Annotated in this window: 28 protein-coding genes, 1 tRNA gene, 1 other RNA gene and 1 pseudogene; 15 read left to right on the plus strand and 16 right to left on the minus strand. The window is 75.5% G+C overall.

Annotation, left to right across the window (positions count from 1 at the left end; all coding sequences use genetic code 11):
• Positions 1-2: 2 nt before the first annotated feature.
• From EV189_RS06875 to EV189_RS06885, 3 genes are read left to right on the plus strand one after another with little or no spacing between them, the layout of a single operon-like run.
• Positions 3-809 carry a metal ABC transporter solute-binding protein, Zn/Mn family gene (locus EV189_RS06875; RefSeq protein WP_231116147.1) on the plus strand — a complete coding sequence of 269 codons (807 nt, stop codon included), beginning with the start codon at positions 3-5 and terminating at the stop codon, positions 807-809.
• Positions 806-1630, plus strand: coding sequence for a metal ABC transporter ATP-binding protein (locus EV189_RS06880; RefSeq protein ID WP_130492207.1), 825 nt, complete (start codon positions 806-808; stop codon positions 1628-1630). Before EV189_RS06875 ends, EV189_RS06880 begins: the two co-directional genes overlap by 4 nt.
• Entirely contained in the window at positions 1627-2514 is an 888-nt protein-coding gene (locus tag EV189_RS06885) for a metal ABC transporter permease (RefSeq protein ID WP_231116148.1), read from the plus strand. The genes EV189_RS06880 and EV189_RS06885 overlap by 4 nt, the downstream gene beginning before the upstream one ends.
• Here EV189_RS06885 and EV189_RS06890 read toward each other — a convergent pair.
• Entirely contained in the window at positions 2511-3092 is a 582-nt protein-coding gene (locus EV189_RS06890; protein WP_130492208.1) for a TetR/AcrR family transcriptional regulator, read from the minus strand. The two genes, EV189_RS06885 and EV189_RS06890, sit on opposite strands and share 4 nt — an antisense overlap.
• A gap of 83 nt (positions 3093-3175) precedes the next feature.
• Between EV189_RS06890 and EV189_RS06895 the strand changes: the two are divergent.
• From EV189_RS06895 to panB, 3 genes and pseudogenes are all read left to right on the plus strand, one after another.
• A pseudogene (locus EV189_RS06895) lies at positions 3176-3889 on the plus strand (SDR family oxidoreductase).
• Positions 3890-3944: 55 nt separating this feature from the next.
• Positions 3945-4277 (plus strand): hypothetical protein, encoded by a 333-nt coding sequence (locus EV189_RS06900; protein WP_130492209.1) that lies wholly within the window; start codon positions 3945-3947, stop codon positions 4275-4277.
• 100 nt (positions 4278-4377) lie between these two features.
• Positions 4378-5217 (plus strand): 3-methyl-2-oxobutanoate hydroxymethyltransferase, encoded by an 840-nt coding sequence (gene panB / locus EV189_RS06905; protein ID WP_130492210.1) that lies wholly within the window; start codon positions 4378-4380, stop codon positions 5215-5217.
• Between the two features lie 29 nt (positions 5218-5246).
• Here panB and EV189_RS20090 read toward each other — a convergent pair whose 3' ends face one another.
• On the minus strand, positions 5247-5420 hold the full coding sequence (locus tag EV189_RS20090) for a hypothetical protein (protein WP_165400165.1): 174 nt from the start codon (positions 5418-5420) through the stop codon (positions 5247-5249).
• Between the two features lie 55 nt (positions 5421-5475).
• Here EV189_RS20090 and map point away from each other — a divergent pair, with 55 nt between their 5' ends.
• A complete protein-coding gene (map, locus tag EV189_RS06910; protein ID WP_130492211.1) occupies positions 5476-6327 on the plus strand; it encodes a type I methionyl aminopeptidase in 852 nt (283 codons plus the stop codon).
• A 423-nt stretch (positions 6328-6750) separates the two neighbouring features.
• Here map and EV189_RS06915 read toward each other — a convergent pair whose 3' ends face one another.
• Together EV189_RS06915 and EV189_RS06920 are read right to left on the minus strand one after the other, a co-directional pair.
• On the minus strand, positions 6751-7101 hold the full coding sequence (locus EV189_RS06915) for a PRC-barrel domain-containing protein (RefSeq protein ID WP_130492212.1): 351 nt from the start codon (positions 7099-7101) through the stop codon (positions 6751-6753).
• Between the two features lie 55 nt (positions 7102-7156).
• Complete coding sequence (locus EV189_RS06920; RefSeq protein ID WP_130492213.1) at positions 7157-7372, minus strand: hypothetical protein; 216 nt, start codon at positions 7370-7372, stop codon at positions 7157-7159.
• Positions 7373-7547: 175 nt separating this feature from the next.
• Here EV189_RS06920 and EV189_RS06925 point away from each other — a divergent pair, with 175 nt between their 5' ends.
• Both EV189_RS06925 and EV189_RS06930 read left to right on the plus strand, forming a co-directional pair.
• Positions 7548-7769, plus strand: coding sequence for a hypothetical protein (locus EV189_RS06925; protein ID WP_130492214.1), 222 nt, complete (start codon positions 7548-7550; stop codon positions 7767-7769).
• Between the two features lie 124 nt (positions 7770-7893).
• Positions 7894-8400 (plus strand): SixA phosphatase family protein, encoded by a 507-nt coding sequence (locus tag EV189_RS06930; protein ID WP_130492215.1) that lies wholly within the window; start codon positions 7894-7896, stop codon positions 8398-8400.
• 15 nt (positions 8401-8415) lie between these two features.
• On the opposite strand, the gene yidD is transcribed toward EV189_RS06930, so the two are convergent.
• Positions 8416-8940 carry a membrane protein insertion efficiency factor YidD gene (yidD, locus tag EV189_RS06935; protein ID WP_231116149.1) on the minus strand — a complete coding sequence of 175 codons (525 nt, stop codon included), beginning with the start codon at positions 8938-8940 and terminating at the stop codon, positions 8416-8418.
• A gap of 135 nt (positions 8941-9075) precedes the next feature.
• On the opposite strand from yidD, the gene EV189_RS06940 reads away from it, so the two are divergent.
• Positions 9076-10425, plus strand: coding sequence for an MFS transporter (locus EV189_RS06940; RefSeq protein ID WP_231116150.1), 1350 nt, complete (start codon positions 9076-9078; stop codon positions 10423-10425).
• Here EV189_RS06940 and EV189_RS06945 read toward each other — a convergent pair.
• Positions 10422-11207: a hypothetical protein gene (locus tag EV189_RS06945; protein ID WP_231116151.1), complete on the minus strand. Its 786-nt coding sequence runs from the start codon at positions 11205-11207 to the stop codon at positions 10422-10424. The two genes, EV189_RS06940 and EV189_RS06945, sit on opposite strands and share 4 nt — an antisense overlap.
• A 68-nt stretch (positions 11208-11275) precedes the next feature.
• Between EV189_RS06945 and EV189_RS06950 the strand changes: the two genes are divergently transcribed.
• A complete protein-coding gene (locus EV189_RS06950) occupies positions 11276-11737 on the plus strand; it encodes a MarR family winged helix-turn-helix transcriptional regulator (protein WP_130492216.1) in 462 nt (153 codons plus the stop codon).
• Between the two features lie 56 nt (positions 11738-11793).
• Positions 11794-15240: a BTAD domain-containing putative transcriptional regulator gene (locus EV189_RS06955; protein ID WP_231116152.1), complete on the plus strand. Its 3447-nt coding sequence runs from the start codon at positions 11794-11796 to the stop codon at positions 15238-15240.
• Between the two features lie 29 nt (positions 15241-15269).
• Here EV189_RS06955 and rnpB read toward each other — a convergent pair.
• An RNA gene (rnpB, locus tag EV189_RS06960) (RNase P RNA component class A) lies at positions 15270-15647 on the minus strand.
• Between the two features lie 40 nt (positions 15648-15687).
• On the opposite strand from rnpB, the gene EV189_RS06965 reads away from it, so the two are divergent.
• The gene (locus EV189_RS06965; protein ID WP_130492218.1) at positions 15688-16839 is read left to right on the plus strand and encodes an ArsB/NhaD family transporter; all 1152 of its coding nucleotides are present in this window, start codon (positions 15688-15690) and stop codon (positions 16837-16839) included.
• Here EV189_RS06965 and EV189_RS06970 read toward each other — a convergent pair.
• The 8 genes from EV189_RS06970 to EV189_RS06995 form a co-directional block, all read right to left on the minus strand.
• Positions 16836-18671 carry an alpha/beta hydrolase gene (locus EV189_RS06970; RefSeq protein WP_130492219.1) on the minus strand — a complete coding sequence of 612 codons (1836 nt, stop codon included), beginning with the start codon at positions 18669-18671 and terminating at the stop codon, positions 16836-16838. The two genes, EV189_RS06965 and EV189_RS06970, sit on opposite strands and share 4 nt — an antisense overlap.
• Before the next feature lie 60 nt (positions 18672-18731).
• Positions 18732-19907: a bifunctional RNase H/acid phosphatase gene (locus EV189_RS06975; protein ID WP_231116153.1), complete on the minus strand. Its 1176-nt coding sequence runs from the start codon at positions 19905-19907 to the stop codon at positions 18732-18734.
• Entirely contained in the window at positions 19907-20650 is a 744-nt protein-coding gene (locus tag EV189_RS20445) for a zinc ribbon domain-containing protein (RefSeq protein WP_196788535.1), read from the minus strand. Before EV189_RS20445 ends, EV189_RS06975 begins: the two co-directional genes overlap by 1 nt.
• Positions 20647-21810, minus strand: coding sequence for a Nif3-like dinuclear metal center hexameric protein (locus EV189_RS06980; RefSeq protein ID WP_130492221.1), 1164 nt, complete (start codon positions 21808-21810; stop codon positions 20647-20649). Before EV189_RS06980 ends, EV189_RS20445 begins: the two co-directional genes overlap by 4 nt.
• The gene (locus tag EV189_RS20095) at positions 21807-21980 is read right to left on the minus strand and encodes a hypothetical protein (protein ID WP_165400166.1); all 174 of its coding nucleotides are present in this window, start codon (positions 21978-21980) and stop codon (positions 21807-21809) included. The genes EV189_RS06980 and EV189_RS20095 overlap by 4 nt, the downstream gene beginning before the upstream one ends.
• A gap of 17 nt (positions 21981-21997) precedes the next feature.
• A tRNA-Val gene (locus EV189_RS06985) sits at positions 21998-22069 on the minus strand.
• Positions 22070-22081: 12 nt separating this feature from the next.
• Positions 22082-22582 carry a redoxin domain-containing protein gene (locus EV189_RS06990; RefSeq protein ID WP_130492222.1) on the minus strand — a complete coding sequence of 167 codons (501 nt, stop codon included), beginning with the start codon at positions 22580-22582 and terminating at the stop codon, positions 22082-22084.
• Entirely contained in the window at positions 22579-23007 is a 429-nt protein-coding gene (locus EV189_RS06995) for a DUF3052 domain-containing protein (RefSeq protein ID WP_130492223.1), read from the minus strand. Before EV189_RS06995 ends, EV189_RS06990 begins: the two co-directional genes overlap by 4 nt.
• A gap of 163 nt (positions 23008-23170) precedes the next feature.
• Between EV189_RS06995 and EV189_RS07000 the strand changes: the two genes are divergently transcribed.
• A complete protein-coding gene (locus EV189_RS07000; RefSeq protein WP_130492224.1) occupies positions 23171-23416 on the plus strand; it encodes a hypothetical protein in 246 nt (81 codons plus the stop codon).
• Positions 23417-23420: 4 nt separating this feature from the next.
• On the opposite strand, the gene EV189_RS07005 is transcribed toward EV189_RS07000, so the two are convergent.
• Positions 23421-23831 (minus strand): secondary thiamine-phosphate synthase enzyme YjbQ, encoded by a 411-nt coding sequence (locus EV189_RS07005; protein WP_231116154.1) that lies wholly within the window; start codon positions 23829-23831, stop codon positions 23421-23423.
• An 89-nt stretch (positions 23832-23920) separates the two neighbouring features.
• Between EV189_RS07005 and aceE the strand changes: the two genes are divergently transcribed.
• Complete coding sequence (gene aceE / locus EV189_RS07010; protein ID WP_407938116.1) at positions 23921-26680, plus strand: pyruvate dehydrogenase (acetyl-transferring), homodimeric type; 2760 nt, start codon at positions 23921-23923, stop codon at positions 26678-26680.
• The last annotated feature ends 54 nt before the right edge of the window (positions 26681-26734 follow it).

Raw genomic sequence — 26734 nt, forward strand, 5'->3', positions numbered from 1 at the left:
CCGTGCGCGTCGTGGCGTCGACCAACGTGTGGGGCGACGTCGTGCGGCAGGTGGCCGGAGACCGAGCCAGCGTGGTCTCGCTCATCAGCGACCCGGACCAGGACCCGCACTCCTACGAGGCCGACGCGAAGGTCCAGCTTGCCCTCGCCAAGGCGCAGGTCGTGGTCGAGAACGGCGGCGGCTACGACGACTTCGTGCGGCAAATGCTCGCCTCGGCGGGCGGGTCCAGGCGTGTCATCGACGCGGTCGAGGTCTCGGGGAAGACAGCGCCGCCGGGCGGGGAGCTCAACGAGCACGTCTGGTACGACCTCCCCACGGTCGAGGAGGTCGCGACCGCCGTCGCCACCGCGCTGAGCGCCACCGACCCGGCAGGCGCCACGGCGTACCAGCAGGGCGCGACGCGGTTCATCGGCCGCCTCCACGACCTCGAGCAGCGCGACCGGGAGATCGGGCAGGCCCACGCCGGCGAGGGCGTCGGCATCACCGAGCCGGTCCCTGGCTACCTGCTCGCCGCCACCGGGCTGGTCGACCGGACCCCGCACGCGTTCAGCGAGGCGGTCGAGGAGGGCACCGACGTCTCTCCCGCGGTGCTGCACGAGACCCTCGAGCTCTACTCCCGCAAGCGGGTCGCCGTGCTCGTGTACAACGCGCAGACCACGGGGACCACGACGGAGCGGGTCCTGGCGGCCGCGAGGTCCGCGGGCGTCCCGGTCGTCCCCGTGACCGAGACACTGCCGGCAGGGCAGGACTTCCTGACCTGGATGGGCGAGACCGTGTCCCGACTCGGACACGCCCTGGACGGGACGTGAGCGCAGTCCTGGAGCTGCGGGACGCCGCGCTCTCCTACGGCCGGCACCACCTGTGGCGCGGCCTCGACCTGGCCCTCGGCGCCGGCGAGCTCGTCGCGGTGCTCGGCCCCAACGGCTCCGGGAAGACCAGCCTGCTCAGGGTCGTCCTCGGCCTCGAGCCGCTCACCGGCGGGAGCGCCCTGGTCGCCGGGCGGCCCGTACGCCGTGGCGCGCCGGACGTCGGGTACGTGCCGCAGCAGCGGGCGTTCGACGCGACCTCGCCGCTGCGCGCCCGCGATCTCGTGGGGCTCGGGATCGACGGCCACCGCTGGGGCACCGGGCTCCCGAGCCGCCGGCGCCGGGCCCGCGTCGACGAGCTCCTCGCGTCGGTCGGCGCCTCGGCGTACGCCGACGTCCCCGTCGGCCTGCTCTCCGGCGGGGAGCAGCAGCGCCTGCGGATCGCGCAGGCGCTCGCCGACGACCCGCGCCTGCTGCTCTGCGACGAGCCGCTGCTCTCCCTGGACATCCCTGCGCAGCGCGCGATGGGCGCCCTCATCGACTCCCGGCGCCGCGAGGCGGGCACCGGGGTGCTGTTCGTCACCCACGAGATCAACCCCGTGCTCGACATGGTCGACCGGGTGCTCTACCTCATCGACGGCGCCTTCCGGCTCGGGACGCCCGACGAGGTCATGACGAGCCGCACCCTCAGCGAGCTCTACCGCTCTCCAGTCGAGGTCGTCCGCTCCGGTGGACGGCTCGTGGTGCTCGGGGCGCACGAGCGCTCCGTCGCGTACGACGACCACCACCACCTCGCACCGCCCGCCCTGCGGAGGACCTCGTGACGCACGTGCAGCTCTCGGACGTGGTCGACTTCCGCGACTACTTCGAGCTCCTCCCCCTCGTACGGAACTCCCTCCTGGCGGGCGCCGTCCTCGGCCTGCTCGGCGGGCTCGTCGGCACCTTCGTCATTGCGCGCGACCTCCCCTTCGCCGTCCACGGGATCGCCGAGCTCTCCTTCGCCGGCGCCTCAGGGGCCCTGCTGCTCGGCGTCAGCGTCACGACGGGCTCGATCATCGGCTCGCTCGCCGCCGCGCTCGTCCTCGGGATGCTCGGCGTCCGGGCGCGGGACCGGAACTCCGCGATCGGCGTGCTCATGCCGTTCGGCCTGGGGCTCGGAGTGCTGTTCCTCTCGCTCTACAAGGGCAGGGCCGCCAACAAGTTCGGCCTGCTGACCGGGCAGATCGTCGCGGTCGACAGCACGCAGCTCGGCGCGCTGCTCGTGACGGCCGCCGTCGTGCTCGTCGCGCTCCTCGTCGTGTGGCGACCCCTGCTGTTCGCCAGCGTCGACCCCGACGTCGCCGCTGCCCGCGGGGTGCCCGTCCGCGCACTCGGGCCGGTGTTCATGCTGCTGCTCGGCCTGTCCGTCGCGCTCGCCGTGCAGGTCGTCGGGGCCCTGCTCGTCCTCTCGCTGCTCGTGACGCCCGCGGCCGCCGCCATGCGGGTCACGGCGTCTCCGCTCCGGGTCCCGCTGCTGAGCGTCGCCTTCGCCGTCATCTCGGTGGTCGGCGGCATCCTCGTCGCCCTCGGCACGAGCGTCCCGATCAGCCCGTACGTCACGACGATCTCGTTCGCGCTCTACCTCGCCTGCCGCGCGCTCGGCGCGGTCCGGCTCCGTCGCGGGTGGGGCGGGCGGCGTACGGATCCCTCGGCGCTCCCCGCGCACTAGCCCATCGGCTCGGGCGGCGAGGACGCGACCGCGAGCCGCGCGAGGCGCCGCGCGAAGGCCCGGTCCAGCGCTCCGTGGCCGACCAGCAAGCGGTACCACATCGCCCCGAAGAGCATGTCCACCAGCGCATCCAGGTCCGCTCCGCGACGGCCGGAGCCCTCGGCAAGCAGCTCGCGGAGCACGGCCCGGCGCGGCTCGACGAGCCGCCCGCGGAAGACCTCCGCGAACTCCGCGTCGAACTGCGCGCGCGCCATGAGCGCACGGAGCACGGGACCCGTCGACGTCTCCAGCGAGGCGAAGGAGGTCGCCAGGAACGTCGCCAGTCGGCGCTCCGGCGTACCCGTGCCGGGGCTGACATCGGTGGCCGCGCGCTCCACCAGCGCGTCGAGGACGACGGCCCACTTCGAGGGCCACCAGCGGTAGATCGTCTGCTTCCCCACGCCGGCGCGAGCCGCGATGGCGTCGACGGTGAGGCCGTCCAGATCAGCGGCGGCGAGGGCGAGCGCCGCATCGAGGATGTCCTGGCGCGCCTGCTCGTTGCGCACCCGGCCAGTGGCCGCCCTCCTCGTATCCTGCACGGCGGAAGCATAGTCCCTTGACGAGACGTCTCGTCTCGGCCGAGCATTGGCGAGACGAGACGTCTCGGTAGAGGAGAACGAAGATGACCGTACGGGACCAGCGGGTCGTCGTGGTCGGTGGCACGTCGGGCATCGGGCTCGCCACGGCCGCCCTGCTGCACGAGCAGGGCGCCTCGGTCGTCGTCACCGGTCGCGACCCCGAGCGGCTCGCCTCAGCCGCAGCGCAGGGACTGCAGCCCGAGCGGGTCGACAGCACGCGGCGCGCGGAGCTCGACGCGCTCTTCGCCCGTGTCGCTCCCGTCGACCACCTCGTGGTGTGTGTCAGCGGGGGCGAGGGGGCTGGTCCGCTGGCGTCCCTCGACCTCGATGCGGTGCGCCGCGCCCTGGAGGCGAAGACCCTCGCGCAGCTCGAGACCCTGCAGGCCGCCCTCCCTCACCTCGCACCCAGCGCCTCCGTCACCCTGGTGACGGCAGCCAGCGCGCAGGCCGCGCTGCCCGGCACCGCAGGGTTGGCTGTCGTCAACGGAGCGCTCGAGGCGGCCGTCCCGCCGCTCGCCGCGGAGCTCGGGCCCGTCCGGGTGAACGCGGTCAGCCCCGGCGTCGTCGAGACCCCTTGGTGGGAGGGCGTCCCCGCGGAGGTGCGCGACGGGTAATTCACCACTCTCGCGGAGAAGTCACCCGTACGCCGCATCGGCCAGCCCGCCGACATCGCGAGAGCAGTGGCGATGCTCGTCGGCAACGGCTTCGTCACCGGCCAGGTCCTCGTGGTCGACGGCGGGGTCTCGCTGGCGCAGTAGGGCTGAGACCCCGATGTCCTGGCGCACCGGTGCGGTGCGGGGCCAGGATGCCGCCATGCCCTCCAGCTCGCTCTGGTCCCTGTGGTCGCAGGACTCGGTGCTGTCCATCGGCTCCCGCGGCAGCGTGCTCTCGGTGGGGAGCCTGGGCTCGGTGCTGTCGGTCGGCAGCGTCGGGTCGGCCGGCTCGGTGCTCTCCGTCGGCTCCGCGCTGTCCGTCGGCTCCGCCCTCTCCTGGCAGTCGCGGTGGTCGCTGATGTCCAGCCGGTCGTGGGGCGGGACGCTCGCCGCGGGCGAGCGTGGCCGCGGCCGGCTCGCCCCGCCCGCGCTCCTGGCGGCCGGAGCGGCCCTGGCGTGGGCGCAGTACCTCAGGGAGCGCCGGCACCGCTGACCTGCCGAGCCGGCCCCTGCCCGCAGGCCTGGGTGCGTGGCACGATGGGTACCAGTCCGGGGACGCGACCGAGCGCCTCGAGATCGCAAGGAGCGCCGTCATGGCGAACGACCCCGTCCTGCCCCCCGTCGCCCGGGTCTCCGGGCGCCGCATCACGATCCGCGACCTCCAGGCGGCCAAGGACGCCGGGGAGCGCTGGGCGACGCTCACCGCGTACGACGCGCTCACCGCCGGCGTCTTCGACGGCGCCGGCATCCCCGTGCTCCTGGTGGGCGACAGCGCCGGCAACGTCGTGCTCGGCCACGCGACGACGCTGCCGGTGACGGTCGACGAGCTCGTCTCGATGTCCGCCGCCGTCGTCCGCGGCACGCGGCGCAGCCTCGTCGTGGCGGACCTGCCCTTCGGCTCCTACCAGGCGGGTCCGGCGCAGGCGCTGGAGACCGCGGCGCGCTTCCTCAAGGAGGCGCAGGTCCACGCGGTGAAGTTCGAGGGCGGCACCCAGGTCGTGCCGCAGGTGCACGCGCTCGTCGAGGCCGGTGTCCCGGTCATGGGCCACCTCGGCCTGACGCCGCAGTCGGTCAACCAGCTCGGCGGCTTCCGCGTGCAGGGCCGCGGCGACGACGGGGAGCGGCTGCTCGACGCGGCCGTCGCGCTCGAGGAGGCCGGCGCGTTCGCCGTCGTCCTCGAGGCCGTACCCGCCGATCTCGCCGAGCGCGTCTCGAAGACGCTGCGGATCCCGACGGTCGGCATCGGTGCCGGGGCCGGCACCGATGCGCAGGTGCTGGTGTGGCAGGACATGGCGGGCCTCTCGCCCGACCCCGTCCCGCGCTTCGTCAAGCGCTACGCGGACCTCCGCGGCGTGCTCGACTCCGCCGCCCGGGCGTACGCCGCCGACGTCGCCAGCGGATCGTTCCCCACCGTGGAGCAGGCCTACGGCTGAGGCCGCCTCAGTCGTCGTCCCAACCGGGGTCAGTCATCGTTCCAGCGGGGGTCCTTGTCCCAGGCCTCGGTCTTCTGCGCGGCCGACTCGAGCGCGTGCTGCGCCTGCTCGCGCGAGGGGTACGGGCCCATCCGGTCCGCGCCCTGGCACAGCTCGGTGTCCTCGACCGTGCCGTGCTTGAGGCAGTACCAGTACTCCGCCACGACCCCTCCTCGCTCCCACCGGCCCGGGCTGTCCGCGACCTAGGATCGAGCCATCATGACGCTCGTCCCAGGGACCCTCTCCCCCCGCCGACCAGTGCCGACGCACATCGCCCGCCCGGAGTACGTCGACCGGCCGGCGCCGGCGCCCTACCGCGGCTCCCACGTGCTCGACGCGCAGACGGTGGAGCGCGTACGCCGTGCCGGGCGGATCGCCGCCGACGCGATGGAGGCGGCCGCTGCGCGCATCCGGCCCGGAGTCACGACCGACGAGCTCGACGCGGTGTGCCACGACTACCTCGTGGCGCACGACGCGTACCCGTCGACGCTGGGCTACAAGGGGTTCCCCAAGTCCTGCTGCACCTCGGTCAACGAGGTCATCTGCCACGGGATCCCGGACTCGACCGTGCTGCGCGACGGCGACATCGTCAACATCGACGTGACGGCGTACGTCGACGGGGTGCACGGCGACACCGACGCGACCTACCTCGTGGGCGACGTCGACGAGGAGTCCCGCCTGCTGGTCGAGCGGACCCGCGAGGCGCTGGACCGGGCCATCCGCGCGGTGCGCCCCGGTCGCCCCGTCAACGTCATCGGCCGGGTCATCGAGTCCTACGCGCGGCGCTTCGGCTACGGCACGGTGCGCGACTTCACCGGCCACGGCGTGGGCCTCGGCTTCCACACGGGGCTCGTGATCCCGCACTACGACGACCCGCGGGCCACCACGGTCATGGAGCCCGGCATGGTCTTCACGATCGAGCCGATGCTCACGCTCGGCACGATCGCCTGGGACATGTGGGCGGACGGCTGGACCGTCGTGACCCGCGACCGCCGGCGCACCGCGCAGTTCGAGCACACCCTCGTCGTCACGGACGACGGGGCGGACGTCCTCACGCTCCCCTCGCCGTGATCATGCAAATCCTGGCGTCACCCCCTCGCCGTGATCATGCACGTCCTGGGCGGGCCCCCTCGCCGCGACCATGCACGTCCGGCGCGGGCTCGGGGGCGGGGCCTTCTTCACTCCCCGTGATCATGCAGATCTTGGAGACCGCCACTTCGCCGTGATCATGCAGGTCTTGGGCCCAGGACGTGCATGATCACGGCACAGGGGGTGCGCGGGGTGCGGCCCCCAAGTCGTGCATGATCACGGCACAAGGGGGGCCTGCGCGGGCCCGCGACCGCCCAAGACCTGCATGATCACGCGCGGAGGCCGCGGAGGCTGCGCCCCGCCAAACGTGCATGATCACCGCGTGCGGAGGCTGCCCTGGGCGCCCAGGACGTGCATGATCACGGCAGGGCTGGGCCGCGCGGCGGGATCACCGCCACGCAGGGGTCAGCGGCGGGCGAGGCGCCGCGGGCCGCCGGTCTCGTACGCCAGGCCGTAGTGCGCGAACACCGCCGGCTCCTGGTCGGCAGGCAGCTCCCCGTCGACGTCGATCCCGGGCGCGCCCTTGACCAGGTCCTTGTCGAACCGGATCCGCACGTAGCCCGGACCGACCGTCGCTCCGGCCAGCGGGGTGAACACGATGCGGTGCCGCCCGATGATGCCGGTCTTCACCCCCGCGAACGACGGCTCGTCGCTGCCGGTGTCGACGTAGACCGACTCCAGGGTCCCGATCTTGCCGCCCTGCGGGTCGATGACGTCCTTGTCCCGCCACAGCCCGATGCTCTCGGCCTCGAACACGCGCGTCCCCTCCGTCGGTGGTCCTCGTCCGGGTCGTGCCCGCGGGCACACGGCGTCACTCCTCGCGGGCGGGGCGGACGTCCTCGGCCCACCGGGCCTGCTGGTAGCGCTCGCCGGGGGCGGTGGCGTAGCGCACGACCGCGCGCCACCGCCCGCCCGTGCGGTACGCGCGGAGCAGCGTCCCCGGGACCCACCGTCCCTCGTGGAGCACCTCGACGGGCCGGTGCTCGTCGCACGGCAGGGTGGACGGCGGGACGGGCGGGGTGGGCACGGTCGGACCTCCCGGGGCAGCGGGGACGTCTCGACCTGCACCCGATGGTGGCACGCGCCACCGACGCCGGGCCCGCCGCCCAGCGACCCGCGAGGAGCCGACCGGCCTGCCCCCGAGGGTGAACCACCCGGGTGGGCCACGGACGGCGGACGATCACCCGCGTACCCTGGGGGCCATGCCCAGACTCGGCTCGACGCGCCCCGCGGACGGCACCCCGGCCTTCACGGAGGTGGTGGTCCGCCAGGCCAACGCCCCGCAGCTCGGGTGGACCGAGGAGCAGGCGCTCGACCTGCTGCGGCAGGGCTACTCCGTGGAGCACACCGCGCGCCGCACGGGCTTCGACGCCCGCTGGCTCGCCGCGCAGCTGGCCCCGCTGGGCCGGACGTCCGGAGCATGAGCCGCGGACGAGGGGTGGTTGCCCCCGCGCCGCTCGCGGGTGTCCACTGGATGCCGCAGGGTCGTTGCGGGGGCGACGAGTCCACGCGCGCCGGCCACGACCGCGCCGAGCACGAGGAGGGGCGTTGCTGATCCTCGTCCGCCACGCCCACGCCGGCGACAAGCGGCTGTGGCCCTTCGGTGACGTCGACCGCCCGCTGAGCAGCCGCGGCCAGCAGCAGGCCGAGGGGCTCGCCCGCCAGCTCGGCGGCCTGCCGGTGACGCGCCTGGTCACCAGCCCGTACCGCCGCTGCCGGCAGACCCTGGCACCGCTCTCGGAGGTCCTCGACCTCGAGCCCGAGCTCAGCGCCCTGCTCGCGCCGGACGCCGGCCTCGACGAGGCTGAGGAGATGCTGCTCGACACGGGCGCCGACGGGTCGCTCTTCTGCACCCACGGCGAGCTGCTCAACGGGCTGCTGCGCCGCTGGCGCGCCGACGCGCGGGTCGAGGTGCCGGCCGCGCCGGACACGACCGCCAAGGGCGGCAGCTGGATCGTCGAGCGCAGCGGCGGCCGCGCGGTGGCGCACTACCTCAAGCCCCTGCGGGTCGTCGACCTGCGCGGCGCCGAGGGCGCGCAGGCCGCCGCGCAGTAGGACCCGCCGGCGCTCTCAGGCGTCGGGGACCGGGTCCAGCCCGCGCGGACCGCCCGGGCGGCAGCGCAGCAGGCGCCGGGCCGCCAGAACGGTGCCGCGCCGCGTGCCGTGGCGCAGCAGGGCCTCCTCCGCGTACGCCGAGCACGACGGCTCCATCCGGCAGCAGGGCCGGGCGCGGCGCGGGCTGACCTGCGTGCGGTACGCCCGGACCAGCCGCAGCGCCCACGTCCCCTCGCGGGAGGCGCGCTGGGCACGCAGCAGGCGGGGCGCCACCAGCAGCAGGTTGCCGCCGCAGCCGAGGGACTCGGCGAGGCAGCAGCCGGCGTCGAGCAGCAGCAGGTCGCGCAGGCACCCGCCGCCCCCGCCGCCCCCGCCGCGGCGGCCGTAGTAGCCGCCACCACCTCCGCCGAACGGCCCGCCGCCGAAGGGGCCCTGGCCGTAGCCCCCACCGCCCCAGCCCTGTCCGTAGCCGCCCTGCCCGTAGCGACCGGAGCGGCGCCGACCTCCGTTGCTCCACACCATGGCGGTCTGGTGCCCCACGAGCCGGCTCCTACTCCCCGTCGTCGTGGGCGGGCGTCGCGCGGCGGCGGGCGAGCTCGCGCACGGTCCCCGGCACGGGCGTCCAGCTGGAAGCCCGTTGCCCGCCCGAACGGCGGGCTGGGAGGATGGTGCACCGTGTGCGCTGCCTGCGGAGTCCCGACCCACGTCCCCACCCTGACTCCCCCGGAGCCCGCCCCTGTCGCGCTGGGAGCGCAGCCGGGACCGCGCACCGCCGGCGAGCAGCGCACCGGGCCAGCGAAGTTCGCGGCCCTGCGCAACAAGGACTGCCGCACGTACCTCGTCGGCGGGATGCTCTCGATGATGGCCGACAACATCGAGCACGTCATCACGTACTGGGTGCTGTGGCAGAGGTTCCACGCCCCCGCGCTCGCCGGCTTCGCCGTCATCGCCCACTGGGTGCCGTTCCTCCTGCTGTCCGTGACGTTCGGCGGCCTCGCCGACCGCTACGACTGCCGGCGCGTCATCCAGGTCGCCCAACTGCTCTTCATGGCGGTGTCCGTCGGCTGGGGGCTGTTCTTCCTCACCGACAGCCTGACCGTGCCCGCCGCCTGCGTCCTGCTCGTCGTGCACGGGTTGGCCGGCGCGCTCTGGGGTCCCGCAGAGCAGCTGATGCTGCACGACTTCGTCGGTGACGAGGCCCTGCCGAGCGCCGTACGCCTCAACGCCACCGCGCGCAGCCTCGGCGTGCTCTTCGGACCCGTCGTCGGTGCAGCACTGCTCCAGGGCCTGCACCCGACCGCGGGCATCTTCACCAACGTGCTGATCTACCTGCCACTGACGATCTTCCTGGCGCGTACGCGGTTCACGGGTCACAGCCGCGCCGGCGAGGCGGCGCGCCCGCGGCTGACGGTGGCCGGCGCCCTGCGCGTGCTGCGCGAGGTCGGTGACGACCCCGTCATCGTCAGCCAGATCATCCTGGGAGGACTGGGGTCCTTCTTCGTCGGCGCCTCCCTGCAGTCGGCGATGCCGATCTTCGCGGCGGACGACCACGGGTGGTTCTCGGCGGACACCGCGTACTCGGTCCTGCTGTTCGCCACCGGCGCGGGCGGTGTCGTCGGCGGGCTGCTGCTCGAGGTCACCGGGCGGCTCCGCCCGACCGTACGGACCGCCGTCGCGAGCACCGCGGTCTACGGCGCGGCGATGCTCGGCTTCGCCGTCACCCGCAACCTGCTGCTCTCCGTGGTGCTGCTCCTCGTCGGCGGCGTCGCGAACCTCGCGAGCATGTCGATCGGGCAGACGATCGTGCAGCTGCGCGCCCCCGAGGGCAAGCGCGGCCAGGTCATCGGCGTCTACGGCATGTCGGCCAACGGGCTGCGAGCCGGCAGCGGCTTCACGGTCGGACTGCTCGGCAGCGCGATCGGCGTCCACTGGTCGCTGGGGCTCTCGGCGGCGGCCCTGCTGGTCGGCACCGGGCTGACCCTCCTCTACGTCCTGCGCAGTGCAGGGAGCGAGCAGGTCGGCTAGCGCGCGAGCAGGAGCACGAGCACCTGCACGACGAGGACCGCGCCGGCGACCACGACGTACGCCGCGGTGCCCAGCCGCACGAGGCGCAGCCGCTCCGGCTCGGGGACCCCTGCCCGTGCCAGCAGCGCCGCGAGGGCGGGCAGGACGAGCACCGCGTGCAGCGTGACGGCGTGGAAGAGCTTGAGGAAGCCCGCCGTGTCGTACGCCGCCTGGCGGTGCCCGCTCTGCACCAGCACGGTGCCGCGCACGATCATCGCGACGCCGGCGCCCAGCCCGGCGAGCAGCAACGCGAAGCCCGCCCGGAGGGCGAGCCGCATGCTCGGCGGCCCATCGACCCGGCCGCAGAAGGCCGTGACGGCGAGGGCGCCCAGCACCACGACGAGCACGCCTCCGCCGGCGGCGAGCAGCATCGCCACGGAGCGGTCGAACGGCGTCTCCGTGTCGAAGTGCGACGGACGGTCGCGCCAGGCCTGCACGGTGATGCCGCTGACCTCGACGACGCAGTCGACGGCGAGCACGCCGAGCAGCAGCGAGCGGGTGCGCGGGGCGAGCACGAGCAGGCCGGCGACCCAGGTGACCGCCGCCAGCGTGGTGCCGAACGAGAGGCCGAAGGTCGCGGGCTTGCGGAACGACAGCGGGCCGCCGAAGGGCCGGTCCGCGAGCAGGGCGACGACCAGGTGGAGCAGGCCGGAGGCGACGAGGGCGCCGGAGACGACCCAGCAGGCGCGGACGACGGGCGACCCGGGAGCCCGGCGTGGAGCAGCGGTCAGCGTGGCGGCCACAGGCCCTCCTCCGTGTCGGTGCAGAACGATTCTGCTCCTGAACGGTTCACCTCGTCTAGCATCTTCCCGTGCCTTCCTCCTCCCGCCGCCCCGGGATCGCGTTCCTGCTCGCCCAGCTCGGGGCGGACGCCACGGGCCGGTTCGCGGACGCGCTCGCCCCCGCCGGCATCACCCCGCCGGTCGCCGGCGTCCTCCGGCTGCTCCGGGTCGAGGCCGGGATGAGCCAGCAGGATCTCGCCCGGCGGCTCGGCGTGGCGCCGAGCCGGGTGGTCGCGGTGGTCGACGAGCTCGAGGAGCGGGGGTGGGTGGCGCGTACCCGCGGCAGCGACCGGCGGACCAACGCCCTCGCGCTCACCCCCGCCGGCGAGGAGGCGTTCGGCCGGGTGGCCGCCGTCGCCGCCGGGCACGAGCGCGCCGTGACCGAGGGGCTCGCGGCCGCGGAGCGCGAGCAGCTGCTGGCGCTGCTCGAGCGGCTCGCCGCGCTGCGCGGCCTGGTCCCCGGCGTGCACCCCGGCTACCGGAGGCCCTGACCCGCTCACGCGCCGGGCCCCGCGTGCCTACGATGCCGCCGACAGGAGGGACGACGTTGCAGTACAGCGTGCTGGGACCGCTCGAGGTCCGCGAGGGCGGGCGGGTCCTCGACCTCGGCACGCCCAAGCAGCGGGCGGTGCTCGCCGCGCTGCTGCTCGAGCGCGGCCGCGTCGTGTCGACCGACCGGCTGGTCGCGGTCGCGTGGGGCGACGAGGCGCCCCCCAGCGCGGTCGGCAGCCTGCAGGTCTACGTCTCGAACCTGCGCCGCATCCTGCGGGGCGGCGGTGCGCGCCTCGAGCGGCGCAACCCCGGCTACGTCCTGCTCGTCGACGACGCCGACGTCGACGTCGCGCAGTTCCTCGCCGCGGCGGCAGCGGCGTACGACGCGGCAGCCGCAGCGGAGTGGCCGGGGGCGCAGGAGAGCGCGGAGCGGGCGCTGGCGCTGTGGCGCGGCCCGCTGCTGCCCGAGCTCGCCGACGAGGACTGGGTCCGCGCCGCCGCGCTCGCCCTCGAGGAGCGCCGCGCGGAGTGCCTCGAGACGCTGGTGACCGCGCTGCTCGCCGGCGGTCGCGTCGGTGAGGCGCTCGAGCGCACCCAGCAGCTGGTGTCGGAGGACCCGTACCGCGAGCGCGGGCGCTGGCTCCACCTCGTGGCGCTGCACCGCGCGGGGCGCACCCCCGAGGCGCTCGAGGGCTACCGCGCGCACGCGCGGCTGCTCGACGAGGAGCTCGGGCTGGTCCCCGGCGCGGACCTCCGCGAGCTGCACGCCGCCCTGCTGCGCGACGACGACGCGCTCCGCGAGTGGCCCGGCGCCGCTCCTGCTCCTGCGGGCCCTCCCGCCGACGGCGGGGAGCCCGCGCCGGCGCTCCCGGCGGCGAGCGGCCCAGCGCCCGTCAGCGGCCTCGTCGGGCGCGAGGACGAGTGCGCGCGGATGTCCGCCGTGCTCGACGACGTGCTGGCGGGGCGCACCCGGTGGGTGCTGCTCTCCGGGCCCGCCGGCATCGGCAAGACCCGCCTGGCCGAGGAGGCGCTGCGCGCCGCGGTCGCCGCGGGGGCGCGCGAGGCGTGGGTGCGCTGCCCCGAGGAGGAGGGCGTGCCCTCGTGGTGGCCGCTGCGCCAGCTCGTCCGCGCGCTCGGGGCGGAGCCCGACGACGTGCTGGTGCCGAGCCCTGACATCGACGCCGACACCGCGCGGTTCGTCGTCTACGAGCGCGTGACGGCCCTGCTGCAGAGCGCGGCCGCCGACGGCCCGGTCGTCGTCGTGGTCGACGACGTGCAGTGGGCCGACCGCAGCTCGCTGCGCTGCCTGGCGTACCTCTGCGGCGTGCTGCGCGACCTGCCCCTCGGGCTGGTGCTCACCCTGCGCGAGGGCGAGGGCGCGCGGGACGTGGACCACCTGCTGGCCACGCTGGTCCGATCCGGGGTGGCCGACCGCGTCGCGGTGCCGCCGCTCAGCGAGTGCGCGGTCGCCACGCTCGCGGCGCAGGTAGGTGGCACCGACCTCGCCCCGGACGACGCCGCGGTGCTCGCGTCGCGCACCGGCGGCAACCCGCTGTTCGTCACGGAGTACGCACGACTGCCCGCCGACGAGCGGGGCAGCGGCATCCCGCTCGCCGTCCGCTCGATCCTGGGTCGGCGCCTCGCCCGGCTCGCCCCGTCCGTGGTCGAGGTGCTCCGGGCGGCTGCGGTGATCGGCGACCCGTTCCCGCTCGACCTGCTCGAGGCGGTCGCCGGGCTGCCGCTCGACGGGGTCGCGGAGGCGCTCGAGCTCGCCGCCGAGGACCAGATCGTCGCGCCCGCCCGCAGCGGCACCGGCTGGGCGTTCTCCCACGCGCTGCTGCGCGACGAGGTCCTCCAGGGCCTGCCCGTCCTGCGCCGATCGCGGCTGCACGTCCGCGCGGCCACGGCCCTCGAGTCCGCTGCGGGGAGCGACGCCCTCGCCCGCCGGGCCGGTCACCTGCTGGCGGCGCTGCCGCTCGTGCCCGCCGCGACGGTCCTCGCGGCCTGCCGGGAGGCGGCGCAGGACGCCGAGGCGCGCTGGGACGCCGACGCCGCGGCCCAGTGGTGGGAGGCCGCGCTCAGCGCCTCCGCGGCGCTCGGCCCGGCGGAGCGGGAGGCGGCGGAGCGCGAGTCCGCGGGGCCCGACGACCTGCTCGTCGCGCGCGTCGACGCGCTCGCCCGTGCGGGGCGCGACCAGACCGTGCTCGAGGTCGTCGACTCGGCGATCGTCGAGGCGGCGCGCGAGGGGCGGACCGGGACGATCGGCCGGCTCGCCGCGGCCCTGCTGCGGACGAGCGGGGCGTGGCCGTGGGCGGCGTACGGCACCGCCCCCGGCGTGCTGCTCGACCGCCTGGTCGAGGTCACCCCCCTGGTCGGCGGGGACCCGGCGGCGCACGTGCGCGTGCTCGCCGCGCGCGCCGTCGGCAGCTGCTACTCCCCCGACGCCGCCCTGCCCGAGGGGCTCAGCCGCCGCGCGCTCGAGCTGGCCGAGGAGCTCGGCGACCCCGCGGTCGTCGCCGACGCCATCGTCGGACGCGTGCTCACGTACACCGGGACCGCCGCCCACGCCGAGGAGGCGGTGGCGCTGCTCGACCGGCTCGTCCGGCTGCGCACCCCGCACGCGCGGACCGACGCCGTCCTCCGGCACAACGTGCTGACGATGGCGTGCAGCACGCTCGGCCGGACCGACGAGGCCGAGGAGCACCTGCGCCGCGGCGTCGCCGGCTGCGACCTGCTGGGCCTGCCCGTCCCCCGGGTCCAGCTGCGCTGGGCCGAGGCGACCCTCGTCCACTGGAGCGGGCGGCTGGAGGAGGCCGAGGCGCTGCTCAGCCGCGCCGACGTCATGCACCGGCGCACCGAGCTGTACGAGTCCGGCGTCCTCCACCTCGCCATGCTCACACTGCGCTGGGAGCAGGGCCGGCTCGCAGACGCCGGCGAGCACGTCGACGGCGCGCCCGAGCCGCTGCCCTGGCAGGCGGCCGCCGCCGCCGAGCGCGGGGACGTCGAGGCCGCGCTGGTCCTGCTCGAGCGCTTCGTCCCCGAGGAGACGCCGTTCTTCTGGAGCACGCTGGGCGTCACCGTCGTCGTCGCCCTCGCCCTCGCCGAGGTCGCCGACCTGGGCGCTCCCGACGACCGGGTGCTCCCGCTCGCGCGCACGCTGCTCGCGCGGCTGGAGCCGTACGCCGGCTTCGTCGCGATCCTCGGGCAGATCGGGATCATCGCCCCGGTCGAGCTGGCGCTGTCCCGGATGCGCGCGCTGCTGGGCGACGAGCCCGGCGCGCGGAGCTCCGCGCTCGCCGCGCTGGAGCTGGCGCAGCGGGCGGGCGGGCCCTGCTCGGTGCTGCGGGCGCGGCTCCAGCTGGCGCTGCTCGACCCCGCCTCACCGCAGCGCACCCGGATGCTCGCCGAGCTCGCCCGGGAGGCCGACGAGCGCAGCATGCGCTCGGTGGCGCGGCAGGCGCGGGCCGCCGATGAGGTCCTGCGCGCGGCGGCGCCGGCCTGAGCGGCCGCCAGGGGCGCTGCTGAGGTAGGGGGACGAGCCGGCCTGTAGGCCGGATCCTGTGCACCGCCGCTCGCGCGGCGGCCGGCGGTCATCCATCTCGGGCTGCCGTTGCCGACAGCCTCCAGCGGCCTACCCGGGAGCTCGGGCGGGCAGCCCTCGGACGCTCCCTGTTCGGCCTTGCTCCAGGTGGGGTTTGCCGAGCCGCCCGGGTCACCCCGGGCGCTGGTGGTCTCTTACACCACCGTTTCACCCTTACCGCTCGCCCCGGAGGGCGAGAGGCGGTCTGCTCTCTGTGGCACTGTCCCGCGGGTCACCCCGGGTGGCTGTTGGCCACCACCCTGCCCTGTGGAGTCCGGACCTTCCTCGGCACCGGGTCGCCCCGGTGACGCGACCGCCCGGCCGACTCGTCCGGCACCAAGGGTAGTGCCTCCCTAGGATCGTCGGGACATGCCGATCCTCGCCGCCCTCGCGGGCCTCCTCGTCGTGCTCACCGGACTGGTGCCCTGGGACGCGGCGCAGGACGTGGGGAGCCGCACGGCGCCCGTCCTCGGCTTCCTCGTCGCCATCACGCTCGTCGCGGAGCTGGCCGACGAGGCGGGGCTCTTCGACGTGGCGGCCCGGCGCGCGGCGCTGCTCGGGGGCGGCAGCACGCGCCGGCTCTTCCTGCTCGTCTGCGCCCTCGCCACCGTGCTCACCACCGTGCTGAGCCTCGACACGACCGCGGTGCTGCTGACGCCGGTCGTGCTCGCGCTCGCGGCGGCGGCCGAGGTCGACCCGCTGCCCTTCGCGTACGCGACGGTGTGGCTCGCCGGCACCGCGAGCATGCTGCTCCCGGTCTCCAACCTCACCAACCTGCTCGCCGGCAGCGAGCTGCACCTCAGCGCGCTCGGCTTCGCGGCGCGCACCTGGCCCGCGCAGGTGGTGCTGCTCGTCGTCACCGTCGGCCTGCTCCTCGTCCGCCACCGGGCGCGGCTGCGCGGGACGTACGCGCTGCCCGGCGAGGTCGTCGTCGAGGACCGCGTGCTGCTCTGGACCGCAGGGCTGGTCTGCGTGCTCACCGGACCGGCCGTGGTCGCGGGCGCGCCGGCCTGGACCGTCGCGCTGGCGGGCGCGGTCGTCCTGCTCGCGGCGTACGCGGTGCGCCGTCCCGGCGCCCTCGCCCCGCGCCGGCTCGCCGGGCTGCTGCCGTGGCGGCTCGTGCTGCTGACGGTCGGGCTCTTCCTCGTCGTCGAGGCGCTGCACCGGCACGGGCTGACGACGGCGCTGCGCACGGTCGCGGGCGGCTCGGGGGACGGCGCTCTCGCGCTGCTCCGGCTCTCCGGCACCTCGGTGGTGGCGGCGAACCTCGTCAACAACCTCCCGGCGTACCTCGCCGTCGAGCCGCTCGCCCACAGCACCACCCGGCTGCTCGCGGTCCTCGTCGGGGTCGACGCGGGCCCGCTCGTGCTCCTCTGGGGCTCGCTCGCGACCCTGCTGTGGCGCGAGCGGTGCGCCGCGCGGGGGCTGCGGGTCGGCGCCGGCGAGTTCGCCCGCGAGGGGCTGCTGCTCGTCGTGCCCGCGGTCGGGCTCGGGACGCTCGCGCTGCTGCTGACCCGCTAGTCGTCGCTCCCGCCGACCGCCCCCGTCAGGGGGTCGGTGACGAACGGCGCGATGTCCTGCGAGCAGCGGGAGGGCAGCCCCGCGACCGACCCGCCGACGAGGTACGCCGTCACCGCCCGGTCGACGCACACGCTGGAGCCGCCGGAGGTGTGACCGAACCCGGAGAACGTGATGAGGTGCGCGTGCAGCAGGTGCGCCACCTGCACCCCGCCGGCGTAGCGGGTCGCGGGGTCGTTGAGCGAGGAGACGACCAGCGGCCGGTTGGCCAGCGCGGCGCCGAACGGCCCGGCGTAGCGGTCCGCGCCGGTGCTCGGCCAGTAGGCGCAGGGCGCCGAGCTCCAGCTCCACGCCTCGCCGACGCCGCCGTTGCGCCGCTCGGCCCAGCGCGCGCTGGTGGCGAAGGCGGCCGGACCGGGCTGGTGGGTGTCGGCGCAGATGACCGCGTTGCCGCCGTCGTCGTCGTAGACCGCCTTGGGGAGCGCGGCGCCGAAGACGTCGGGCGCACGCCGGTCGAGCAGGGACGGGACGAGCGCACCGGCCGCCCAGCGGCGGCGGAGCACCTCGACGCCGGCGATGTCGCCGGGGTCGATGCTCCCGCCCTTCGACTGCAGCAGGTCGACCTGGGCGATGAGCTGGCCGAGCGGCGCGATGCCCTCGCGCGAGTACAGCGCCTCGAGCACGATGCCGGAGAACTCCGCGTAGGTGAGCGCGTCCTCGGTCGAGCCGCTGGGCCCGCTGGACGCCGAGGGCGTGGGCGAGGGCGTGGGCGTCGGCGCCGGGACCGCCGTGCTCGTCGGCTCAGCGACGGGCAGGGCGGCGGAGGCCGAGGGCACCGGGGAGGCGCTGGGGCCGGGCGCGCCCGGGACCTGCAGCGGGTGCACCCGGAGGCGCGCCACGACGCGGCGGTACGTCGCCCGCGCCGCCCCCGAGACCGGGCAGGCCCGGGTCGTCGTCGCGTCGCACGCGCGGAAGAACGCGTCGAGCGCGGTGCGCGCACCGTCGCCGCTCCTCACCTGCTGCTCGAGGGTGCGGCTGCCGTCGCCCGCCCACTCGCGCGGGTCGAGCACGCCGTCGAGGACGAGGCTGCGCACGTGCCCGGGGAACATCGCGGCGTACGTCGCGCCGAGCTCGGTGCCGTAGGAGTAGCCGAGGTAGCTGATCCGGTCCTCGTGCATGGCCTGGCGCAGCAGGTCCATGTCGCGGGCCACGTCAGCGGTCGACATGTGCGAGAGCAGCGGCCCCGCCTGGCGCTGGCAGGTCCGCGCGTAGGCGCGCACCGCGGAGAGGTACGCCGCCGTCTGCGCCCCACCCTGCGGGAACGCCGGCAGGTCCTGGACCGGCGACTCCTCCGGGTCGGCGTAGCACTGCAGCGGGGTGCTGCGGGCGATGCCGCGCGGGTCCATCCCGACGATGTCGAAGCGCGAGAGCACCTCCGCCGGGAGGAAGGTCGTCGCGGCGCGGTAGACGAGGTCCACCGCCGAGCCGCCCGGCCCGCCGGGGTTGACCCACAGCGTGCCGAGCCGGCGGGCCGGGTCCTCCGCCGGGCGCTCCAGCACCGCGACATCGATGCGCGGGCCGCCGGGCCGGTCGTAGTCGAGCGGGACCTTCGCGACCGCGCACTTGAAGCGCCCCGCGCAGGTGCGCCAGCGCAGGACCGGTGGCCGGGCGCCGTTGGTGCCGGCGCTGCGGGACACGCCGGTGGAGCTGGCGCTCGCGGCTCCGGCTGCCGCGGGCTGCGCGGCCCGGGCTGCCGGGACGAGCAGCAGGCTGCCCGCGACCGCCGCCGTGCCGAGCGTCGCGACTCCCGCTCGGGCGCGCTGCGTCCAGCCCATGCTGTCTCCGATCCGTGGGGCGTGTGGCGACACTCTGTCACGCACCGGCGACAGCGGGCGTCAGGACCCGGCGGGTGCGGCGAGCCCCTCCCGGCCGGGGCCGACGAGGTGGGTGGCGACGCCGAAGGCCTGCAGCGACGAGCCGCCGTCCGGCCACCACCGCACGAGCGCCAGCGAGCCCGGGGAGAGCTCCATGCGGAAGACGCTGCTCGCGGGCGCGTCCAGCGCGAGCCGGACGAGCTGCTTGATCGGCGTGACGTGCGAGACGAGCACGACGGTCCGGCCCGGGTAGCGCGCGAGCAGGCGGTCCCGGCCCGTACGCACGCGGGCGGCGACGTCGTCGAGGCTCTCGCCGCCCGGAGGGGCGACGGCCGGTGAGTCGAGCCACGCCTGCAGCTGCTGGGGGAAGCGCTCGCGGACCTGGCCGAAGTCCAGCCCGTCCCACTCGCCGAACGCCGCCTCCGCGAAGGCCGGGTCGCTGCGCGTCTGCAGGCCCAGCACCGCGGCCACCTCGGCCGCGGTCTCGGCCGCGCGGCGCAGCGGGGAGTGGACGACGGCGACGGGCTCCTCGGCGGCGTACGCGTCGCGGAGCAGCTCCCCCGCTGCGCGCGCCTGCGCCCGACCGCGCTCGGTGAGGCCGGGGTCGGCGCCGTCGCGGCCGCAGAACAGCTTGGCGACGGTGTTGGGCGTCTCGCCGTGCCGGACGAGCAGGAACGTCGTGGGGGCGGGCAGCTCCTCCCAGCCGACGAGCCGGTTGCCGGTGGCGGGCTCGAGCTCCGCCTCGTCGACCGCGACCGCGGTGGGGACGCGGGGTGCCCACTGCTGCCCGCGCGCCGCGGCGTCCATCGCCTCGTTGGCGAGCCGGTCGGCGTGCTTGTTGCGCTCGCGCGGGATCCAGCCGTAGCTCACCTGGTCGGGGCGCAGCACGCCGCGCGCCTCCTGGGCCAGCGGCTTCATCGACGGGTGCTTGACCTGCCAGCGCCCGCTCATCTGCTCCACGACGAGCTTGGAGTCCATGCGGACCTCGACCGAGGCGTCGGGGTCGATCTCCGCGGCGGCGCGCAGGCCGGCGATGAGCCCGCGGTACTCCGCGACGTTGTTGGTGGCGGTGCCGATGCCCTCGGCACGCTCGGCGAGGACCTCGCCGGTGGCGGCGTCCTTCACGACGGCGCCGTAGCCGGCCGGTCCGGGGTTGCCGCGGGAGCCCCCGTCGGCCTCGACGACCAGGCGCCGCACTACAGGCCCGACTCCTCGGTGCGCACGAGGATGCGCCCGCACTCCTCGCAGCGCAGCACCTCGTCGGGGGCCGCCGCGCGGATGGTGCCGAGGTCGACGACGTTCATCTCCAGCCGGCAGCCCTCGCAGCGGCGCTGGCGCAGCTCCGCCGCGCCCATCCCCCCGGAGCTCGCCCGGATCCGCTCGTAGAGCGCGAGCAGCGCCGCCTCCACGTCGCGCGCCACGGCGTCCCGCGCGGAGGTGGTCAGCCCGCCCTCGCCCTCGATGGCGGCGTACGCCTCGTCGCGGGCGGCGGTGGCGGACGCGAGGTGCTCCTCGATCCCGTGCAGCTCGCGCTGGAGGTGCGTGCGCTCGGCCTCAGCGGTCTCGATGCGCTCCATCACCTCGAGCTCGACGTCCTCGAGGTCGGCCTGCCGGCGCCCGAGCGACTGGAGCTCGGACTGCAGGTCCATGAGCTCCTTCGAGTTGGTGATCCGCCCCGAGTCCAGCCGCTCCTGGTCGCGCCGGGCGCGGGTGCGGACCTGCTCGACGTCGGTGTCGACGCGCTTGCGCTCCCGCTCGAGGTCGTCGAGGCGGGTGGTCGCCGCGAGCACGAGGTCGCGCAGGCGCTGCTGCTCGCCCTCGAGCCGGGTGATGTCCGCGAGCTCGGGCAGCGTGCGCCGGCGGTGCGCGAGCTGGTCCAGCCTGGTGTCGAGCTTCTGCAGGTCGAGCAGGCGGAGCTGCTCGGCGGGCGCGGCCTTCATGCGGGAGTCTCCCCGGGGTCTCGAGGCGGGACGTGCAGGGTCCAAGGGTCCGTGCGCACCGTCGAGACGGCGGTGCCCACCGTATCCCCGCGCTGCTCGAGGGCCGCGCGGACCCGGGCGGCGGCGTCCGCCAGCCAGGGCCACTCCGTCGCCCAGTGCGCCGCGTCGAGCAGGGCCGGACCGCTGTGCACGTCGTGCTCGGAGGCCGGGTGGTGGCGCAGGTCCGCCGTGAGGTACGCGTCAGCGCCCACCGCCGTGGCCCGCCCCAGCAGGGAGTCGCCCGACCCGCCGCACACGGCGACCCGGCGGACGGGGCGCTCGGGGTCGCCCGCGACGCGCAGCCCCCAGCTCGTCGCCGGCAGCCCGCGGGCGACCCGGGCGGCGAGCGCGCGCAGGGGCTCGGGGCGGTCGAGCTCGCCGACGCGCCCGGTGCCGCGCCGCCCGGGCGGCTGCGCGGTCTCGTGCAGGTCGAAGGAGGGCTGCTCGTACGGGTGCGCCGCGTGCAGGGCGGCCAGGACCGCCCGCCGGTGCGCGCGCGGGACGGCGAGCTCGAGGCGGGCCTCGTCGACCCGCTCGACCCGTCCGACCTCACCGACAGCGGGCCGGGCGCCCTCCAGCGGGCGGAAGGTCCCGGTGCCGGTCGAGACGAACGCCGCCCGGTCGTACGCGCCGAGCCGTCCCGCACCAGCGTCGGCCAGCGCGTCGAGCAGCCGGTCGGCGTCGGGGCGCGGCACGTGGACGACGAGGACGTCGAGCGGGTCGGCCGGGAGCGGGTCGAGCGGCTCGAGCGGACCGGTCAGCCCGACCGCGCGGGCGAGCGCGTCGGACACCCCGGGGCTCGCGGCGTCGGCATTGGTGTGGGCGACGAGGAGCCCGGCGCCCGCGCGGACGAGGCGGGCGACCACCCGGCCCTTGGGGCCGGTCTCCGCGACGGACGTCGTGCCGCGCAGGTAGAGCGGGTGGTGCGTGACCAGCAGGTCGTAGCCGCCGGCGACGACCTCGTCGACGACCTCCTCCACGGGGTCGACGGCGAACAGCACCCGGCGGACGGGCGCCCCCGGGTCCCCGACGACGAGGCCCACGGCGTCCCAGGAGGCGGCGGTGGCCGGGTCGTACAGCTCCTCGACGACGCTGACGACCTCGGCCAGCGTCGCGGTCACTCGGCCTCCTCCAGCACGTCCTCGCTGGGCGAGGGGCTGCCGCCGGAGTTGGGGTTCCCGGTGACCTCGAGCAGGCAGACCGGGCAGGTCGGGACCGCACCGCTCTCGGGGTCGGCCTCGCTCGGCCAGGTGGCCCCGCAGCGCGTGCAGTGCAGTCGGTGCAGGGCCACTCCTCTGCCGTCGTGGGTGGGCCCGGACGGGTTCGAACCGCCGACCCTCTCGGTGTAAGCGAGATGCTCTACCGCTGAGCTACAGGCCCCTCGAGCAGGACTCAGGGTAGGGGGTGCGGCGCGCCGCCCGCACCAGCGCCCGCGAGCGCGGCGAGCGCGTCGGCGTACGCCGTGACGTCGCGGGTGTCCCCCGGCCCGTTGACCACCGACCAGCGCACCACGCCGTCGGCGTCGAGCAGGAAGCTCGCGCGCGTCGCGAAGCCGCGGGGCTCGAACAGCACGCCGTACGCCGTGGCGACAGCGCCGTGCGGCCAGAAGTCCGAGAGCAGCGGGAACACGTAGCCCTGCTGGTCGGCGAAGGCGCGCAGCGACTCCGCGGGGTCGCAGCAGATGCCGAGCACCTGGACGCCCTCGAGGTCCGCCGCGTCGCGCAGGTCGTCGAGCTCGCCCGTGCACAGCGGCGTGAAGGCGTGCGGGAAGAAGACGAGGAGCACGGGGCGGCCGCGCAGGGAGGCCAGCTCCACCGGCGTGCCGTGGGTGTCCTCGAGCGTGAAGGCCGGCGCCGCGGTGCCTACCTGCGGCGGGCTGCCCGCGGGCGTCACTTGCGGGCGGCCTTCGGCGCGACGAGCCGCGTGCCCTGCCACTCGCGGGAGGCGCTGATGCTGCTCGTCGAGGAGAGCCCGGCCGTCGGGGCGGCGTCGCCGATGTCGCTCGGCTCGACGTGGCCCTCGCGGCCCTTCTTCGGGGTGAGCAGCCACACGACGCCGCCGTCGGCGAGGTCGGTGAGGGCGTCGACGAGCGCGTCCACGAGGTCGCCGTCCTCGTCGCGCCACCAGAGCAGGACGACGTCGACGACGTCCTCGGGCTCCTCGACCAGCGCGTGACCGGTGAGCGCCGCGATGCTGCCGCGCAGCTCCTCGTCGCAGTCCTCGTCGTAGCCGAGCTCCTGGACGACCTGGCCCTCGCGCAGGCCGAGGCGTGCCGCGAGGGTGCGCGCCTCCTCGGCCGGACCCGCCGTCGCGCCCACCGTGCTCCTCCCGCGCTGGCCAGCAGCGCCGGCGGCTGCCGGCGTCGTGAGCGGTAGTCAACGCCGGGTGCGCGTCCGCGCGCAAGCGGGGCGCCCTGATCGGTGCCGGTTCGAGACCTCGACCGGCGCGTGTCGGGCGCCGTCCTGCGGGCACCACTCCCCCGTGGCAGCAGCGCACCGCAGGTCGGGGACGGGTCGCGTCGTCCGCTGGGACGCCCACGGGCGCACCGGCGCGGTGGTCGTGGACGGGGTGCCGGCCGAGGTCGAGGTGCCCGGGTCCGCGGTCGACGCGCCCGGCGGCCGCGCCCTCGAGGTGGGCGAGCTCGTCGAGGTGGTCTTCGAGCCGTCGGAGGACGGCCCGGCGTACGTCGCGGTGCGCGCCTGCCCGACCGACGAGGGTCCGGACTGAGGGCTCAGCCGCGCAGCAGGCTGAGGTGCACCTGGCGCACGGGGTTGTCGACGTTGGTGTCGACGAGGACCACGGACTGCCAGGTGCCGAGGGCGAGCTCGCCCGCGAAGACCGGCACGACCACGCTCGGGGAGACGAGCGCGGGCAGCACGTGGTCGCGCCCGTGCCCCGGCGAGCCGTGGCGGTGGCGGTAGCGCCCGTCGGGCGGCAGCAGGTCGCGCAGCACGTCGAGCAGGTCCTCGTCGCTGCCCGCTCCCGTCTCCAGCACGGCGACGCCCGCGGTCGCGTGCGGCACGAACGCGTTCAGCCAGCCGTCACCGCCGCCCGCCTGCGCGACGAACGCGCGGACCCGCGCCGTGATGTCGAGGACGACCTCGCTGCCGCCCGTACGGACCTCCAGCGTCGTGCGCTCCACAGCCCCTCCTCGCTCGTGCCCCGCCAGCGCCGCCATCCTGCCCACCAGGCGACCCCAGCGTGACGAGCACCCCGCCGAGGGGGGACACTGTGCCCGTGGCAGACAAGCAGACCCCGGTGGGCGTACCCAGCGCACCGGCCCAGACCGTCGCGGTGTCCCACCCGGACGCCGACCCGGCCGAGACCCAGGAGTGGCTCGACTCGCTCGAGGCCCTCGTCTCCCATGCCGGTCCCCGTCGCGCGCGCTGGGTCGTCCAGCGCCTGCTGCAGCGGGCGGGGGCCGACGACATCGGCGTCGCCGCGCTCACACGCACGGACTACGTCAACACCATCCCCGTCGAGGCCGAGCCGGAGCACCCCGGCGACGTCGAGCTCGAGGCGCGCATCGAGGCGGTCAACCGCTGGAACGCCGCTGTGCTCGTCAGCCGGGCCAACCGCCCGGGCGTCGGCGTCGGCGGGCACATCGCGTCCTACGCGTCGTCCGCGCTGCTCTACGAGCTGGGCTTCAACCAGTTCTTCCGCGGCCCCGACGCCCCCGGCGGCGGCGACCAGGTCTTCTTCCAGGGCCACGCCTCCCCCGGCGTCTACGCCCGGGCCTACCTCGAGGGGCGGCTCTCCGAGGACGACCTCGACTCGTTCCGCCAGGAGCTCACCGGCCCCGGCCGCGGCCTGCCGTCCTACCCGCACCCGCGGCTCATGCCGGACTTCTGGCAGTTCCCGACGGTCTCGATGGGCCTCGGCCCGATCGACTCGATCTACCAGGCGCGCTTCAACCGCTACCTCGCCGGTCGGGGGATCAAGGACACCTCGCAGCAGCGGGTGTGGGCCTTCCTCGGCGACGGCGAGATGGACGAGGTCGAGTCGCTCGGCGCGATCGGCGTCGCCGCCCGCGAGGGCCTCGACAACCTCACCTGGGTCATCAACTGCAACCTGCAGCGCCTCGACGGCCCGGTGCGCGGCAACGGGCACATCATCCAGGAGCTCGAGGGCTACTTCCGCGGCGCCGGCTGGAACGTCATCAAGGTCGTCTGGGGCAGCGCTTGGGACGAGCTCATCGCCAAGGACGTCGACGGCGTCCTCGTCGAGGCGCTCGAGGAGACGCCCGACGGGCAGTGGCAGACCTACTCGGTCGAGACCGGCGCGTACTTCCGCGAGCACTTCTGGGCCCGCAGCCCCGAGCTCGCGGCGTTCGTCGAGGGCTGGAGCGACGAGCAGCTCAAGGACCTCGCGATGCGCCGCGGTGGGCACGACCCGCGCAAGGTGCACGCCGCGTACGCCGCCGCGACGACCCACCAGGGCCGCCCGAGCGTCGTCATCGTGCAGACGGTCAAGGGCTGGGGCCTGCAGTCGTTCGAGGCCCGCAACGCCACGCACCAGATGAAGAAGCTCACCAAGGCCGACGTCAAGGCGTTCCGCGACCGGCTGGGCCTCCCCATCAGCGACGAGGCCCTCGAGGCCGACATCCCGCCGTACTACAAGCCGGCGGAGGACTCCCCGGAGATGCAGTACGTCCGGGCCCGCCGCGCGGCGCTCGGCGGCGCGATCCCCACCCGCAACCCGGTCTCGAAGCCGCTGGCGCTCCCGGGCGACGCGGCGTACGCCGACCTGGCGAAGGGCTCGGGCAAGCAGCCGGTCGCGACGACCATGGCGATCGTCCGGCTCATCAAGGACCTGGTGAAGGACAAGGAGATCGGCCCGCGCTTCGTGCCGATCATCCCCGACGAGGCCCGCACATTCGGCATGGACGCGCTGTTCCCGACGGCGAAGATCTACTCGCCGCACGGCCAGCGCTACGAGGCCGTCGACCGCGCGCTGCTGCTCTCCTACAAGGAGGCGCAGAACGGCCAGATCCTCCACGAGGGCATCAGCGAGGCCGGCTCGATGGCGTCGTTCATCGCCGCGTCGACGTCGTACTCCACGCACGGCGAGCCGATGATCCCCGTCTACATCTTCTACTCGATGTTCGGGTTCCAGCGGACCGGCGACCAGCTCTGGAAGCTCGGTGACCAGCTCGGCCGCGGCTTCGTGCTCGGCGCGACCGCCGGGCGCACGACGCTCAACGGCGAGGGCCTGCAGCACGAGGACGGCCACTCGCCGCTGATCGCGTCGACCAACCCGGCCTGCGTCTGGTACGACCCGGCCTGGGCGTTCGAGGTCGGCCACCTCTTCCGCGACGGCCTGCGCCGGATGTACGGCGAGCAGTCCGAGGACGTCTTCTACTACTTCACGATCTACAACGAGCCCTACCTCCAGCCGGCGCAGCCGGAGGGGCTCGACGTGGACGGGCTGCTCAAGGGCCTCTACCGCTACGCCCCGGCGCCCGAGCTCGGGGCGGACGCCGCCCGCGCACAGATCCTCGCCTCGGGCGTGGCGATGACGTGGGCGATCGAGGCGCAGCAGCTGCTCGCCGACGACTGGGGCGTCGCGGCCGACGTGTGGTCGGCGACGTCGTGGACCGAGCTGCGCCGCGAGGCGCTCGCCTGCGACGAGGCCAACCTGCTCTCCCCCGACGGCGAGCAGCGCGTCCCGTACGTCACGCGGAAGCTCGCCGACACCCCCGGCCCGGTGGTCGCGGTCTCGGACTACATGCGCGCGGTCCAGGACCAGATCCGGCCCTGGGTGCAGCACGACTTCGTCTCGCTCGGCACCGACGGGTTCGGCCTGTCCGACACCCGCGGGGCGCTGCGCCGGCACTTCAAGGTGGACGCGGCGTCGATCGTCGTCGCCACCCTGCAGCAGCTGGCCAAGCAGGGCGGGGTCAAGCCGGAGGCGCCGCGCGAGGCGGTCGAGAAGTACCAGCTCGGCGACATCCGCGCCGCAGGCGCCGGCAACACGCTCGGCGAGAGCTGAGCCCCGCCCCGCTCTCGTTGCGAACAAGGGCACCCAGTGGCGTTCCGACGCCTC

This window comes from Motilibacter rhizosphaerae, from assembly GCF_004216915.1.
GTDB lineage: Bacteria > Actinomycetota > Actinomycetes > Motilibacterales > Motilibacteraceae > Motilibacter > Motilibacter rhizosphaerae.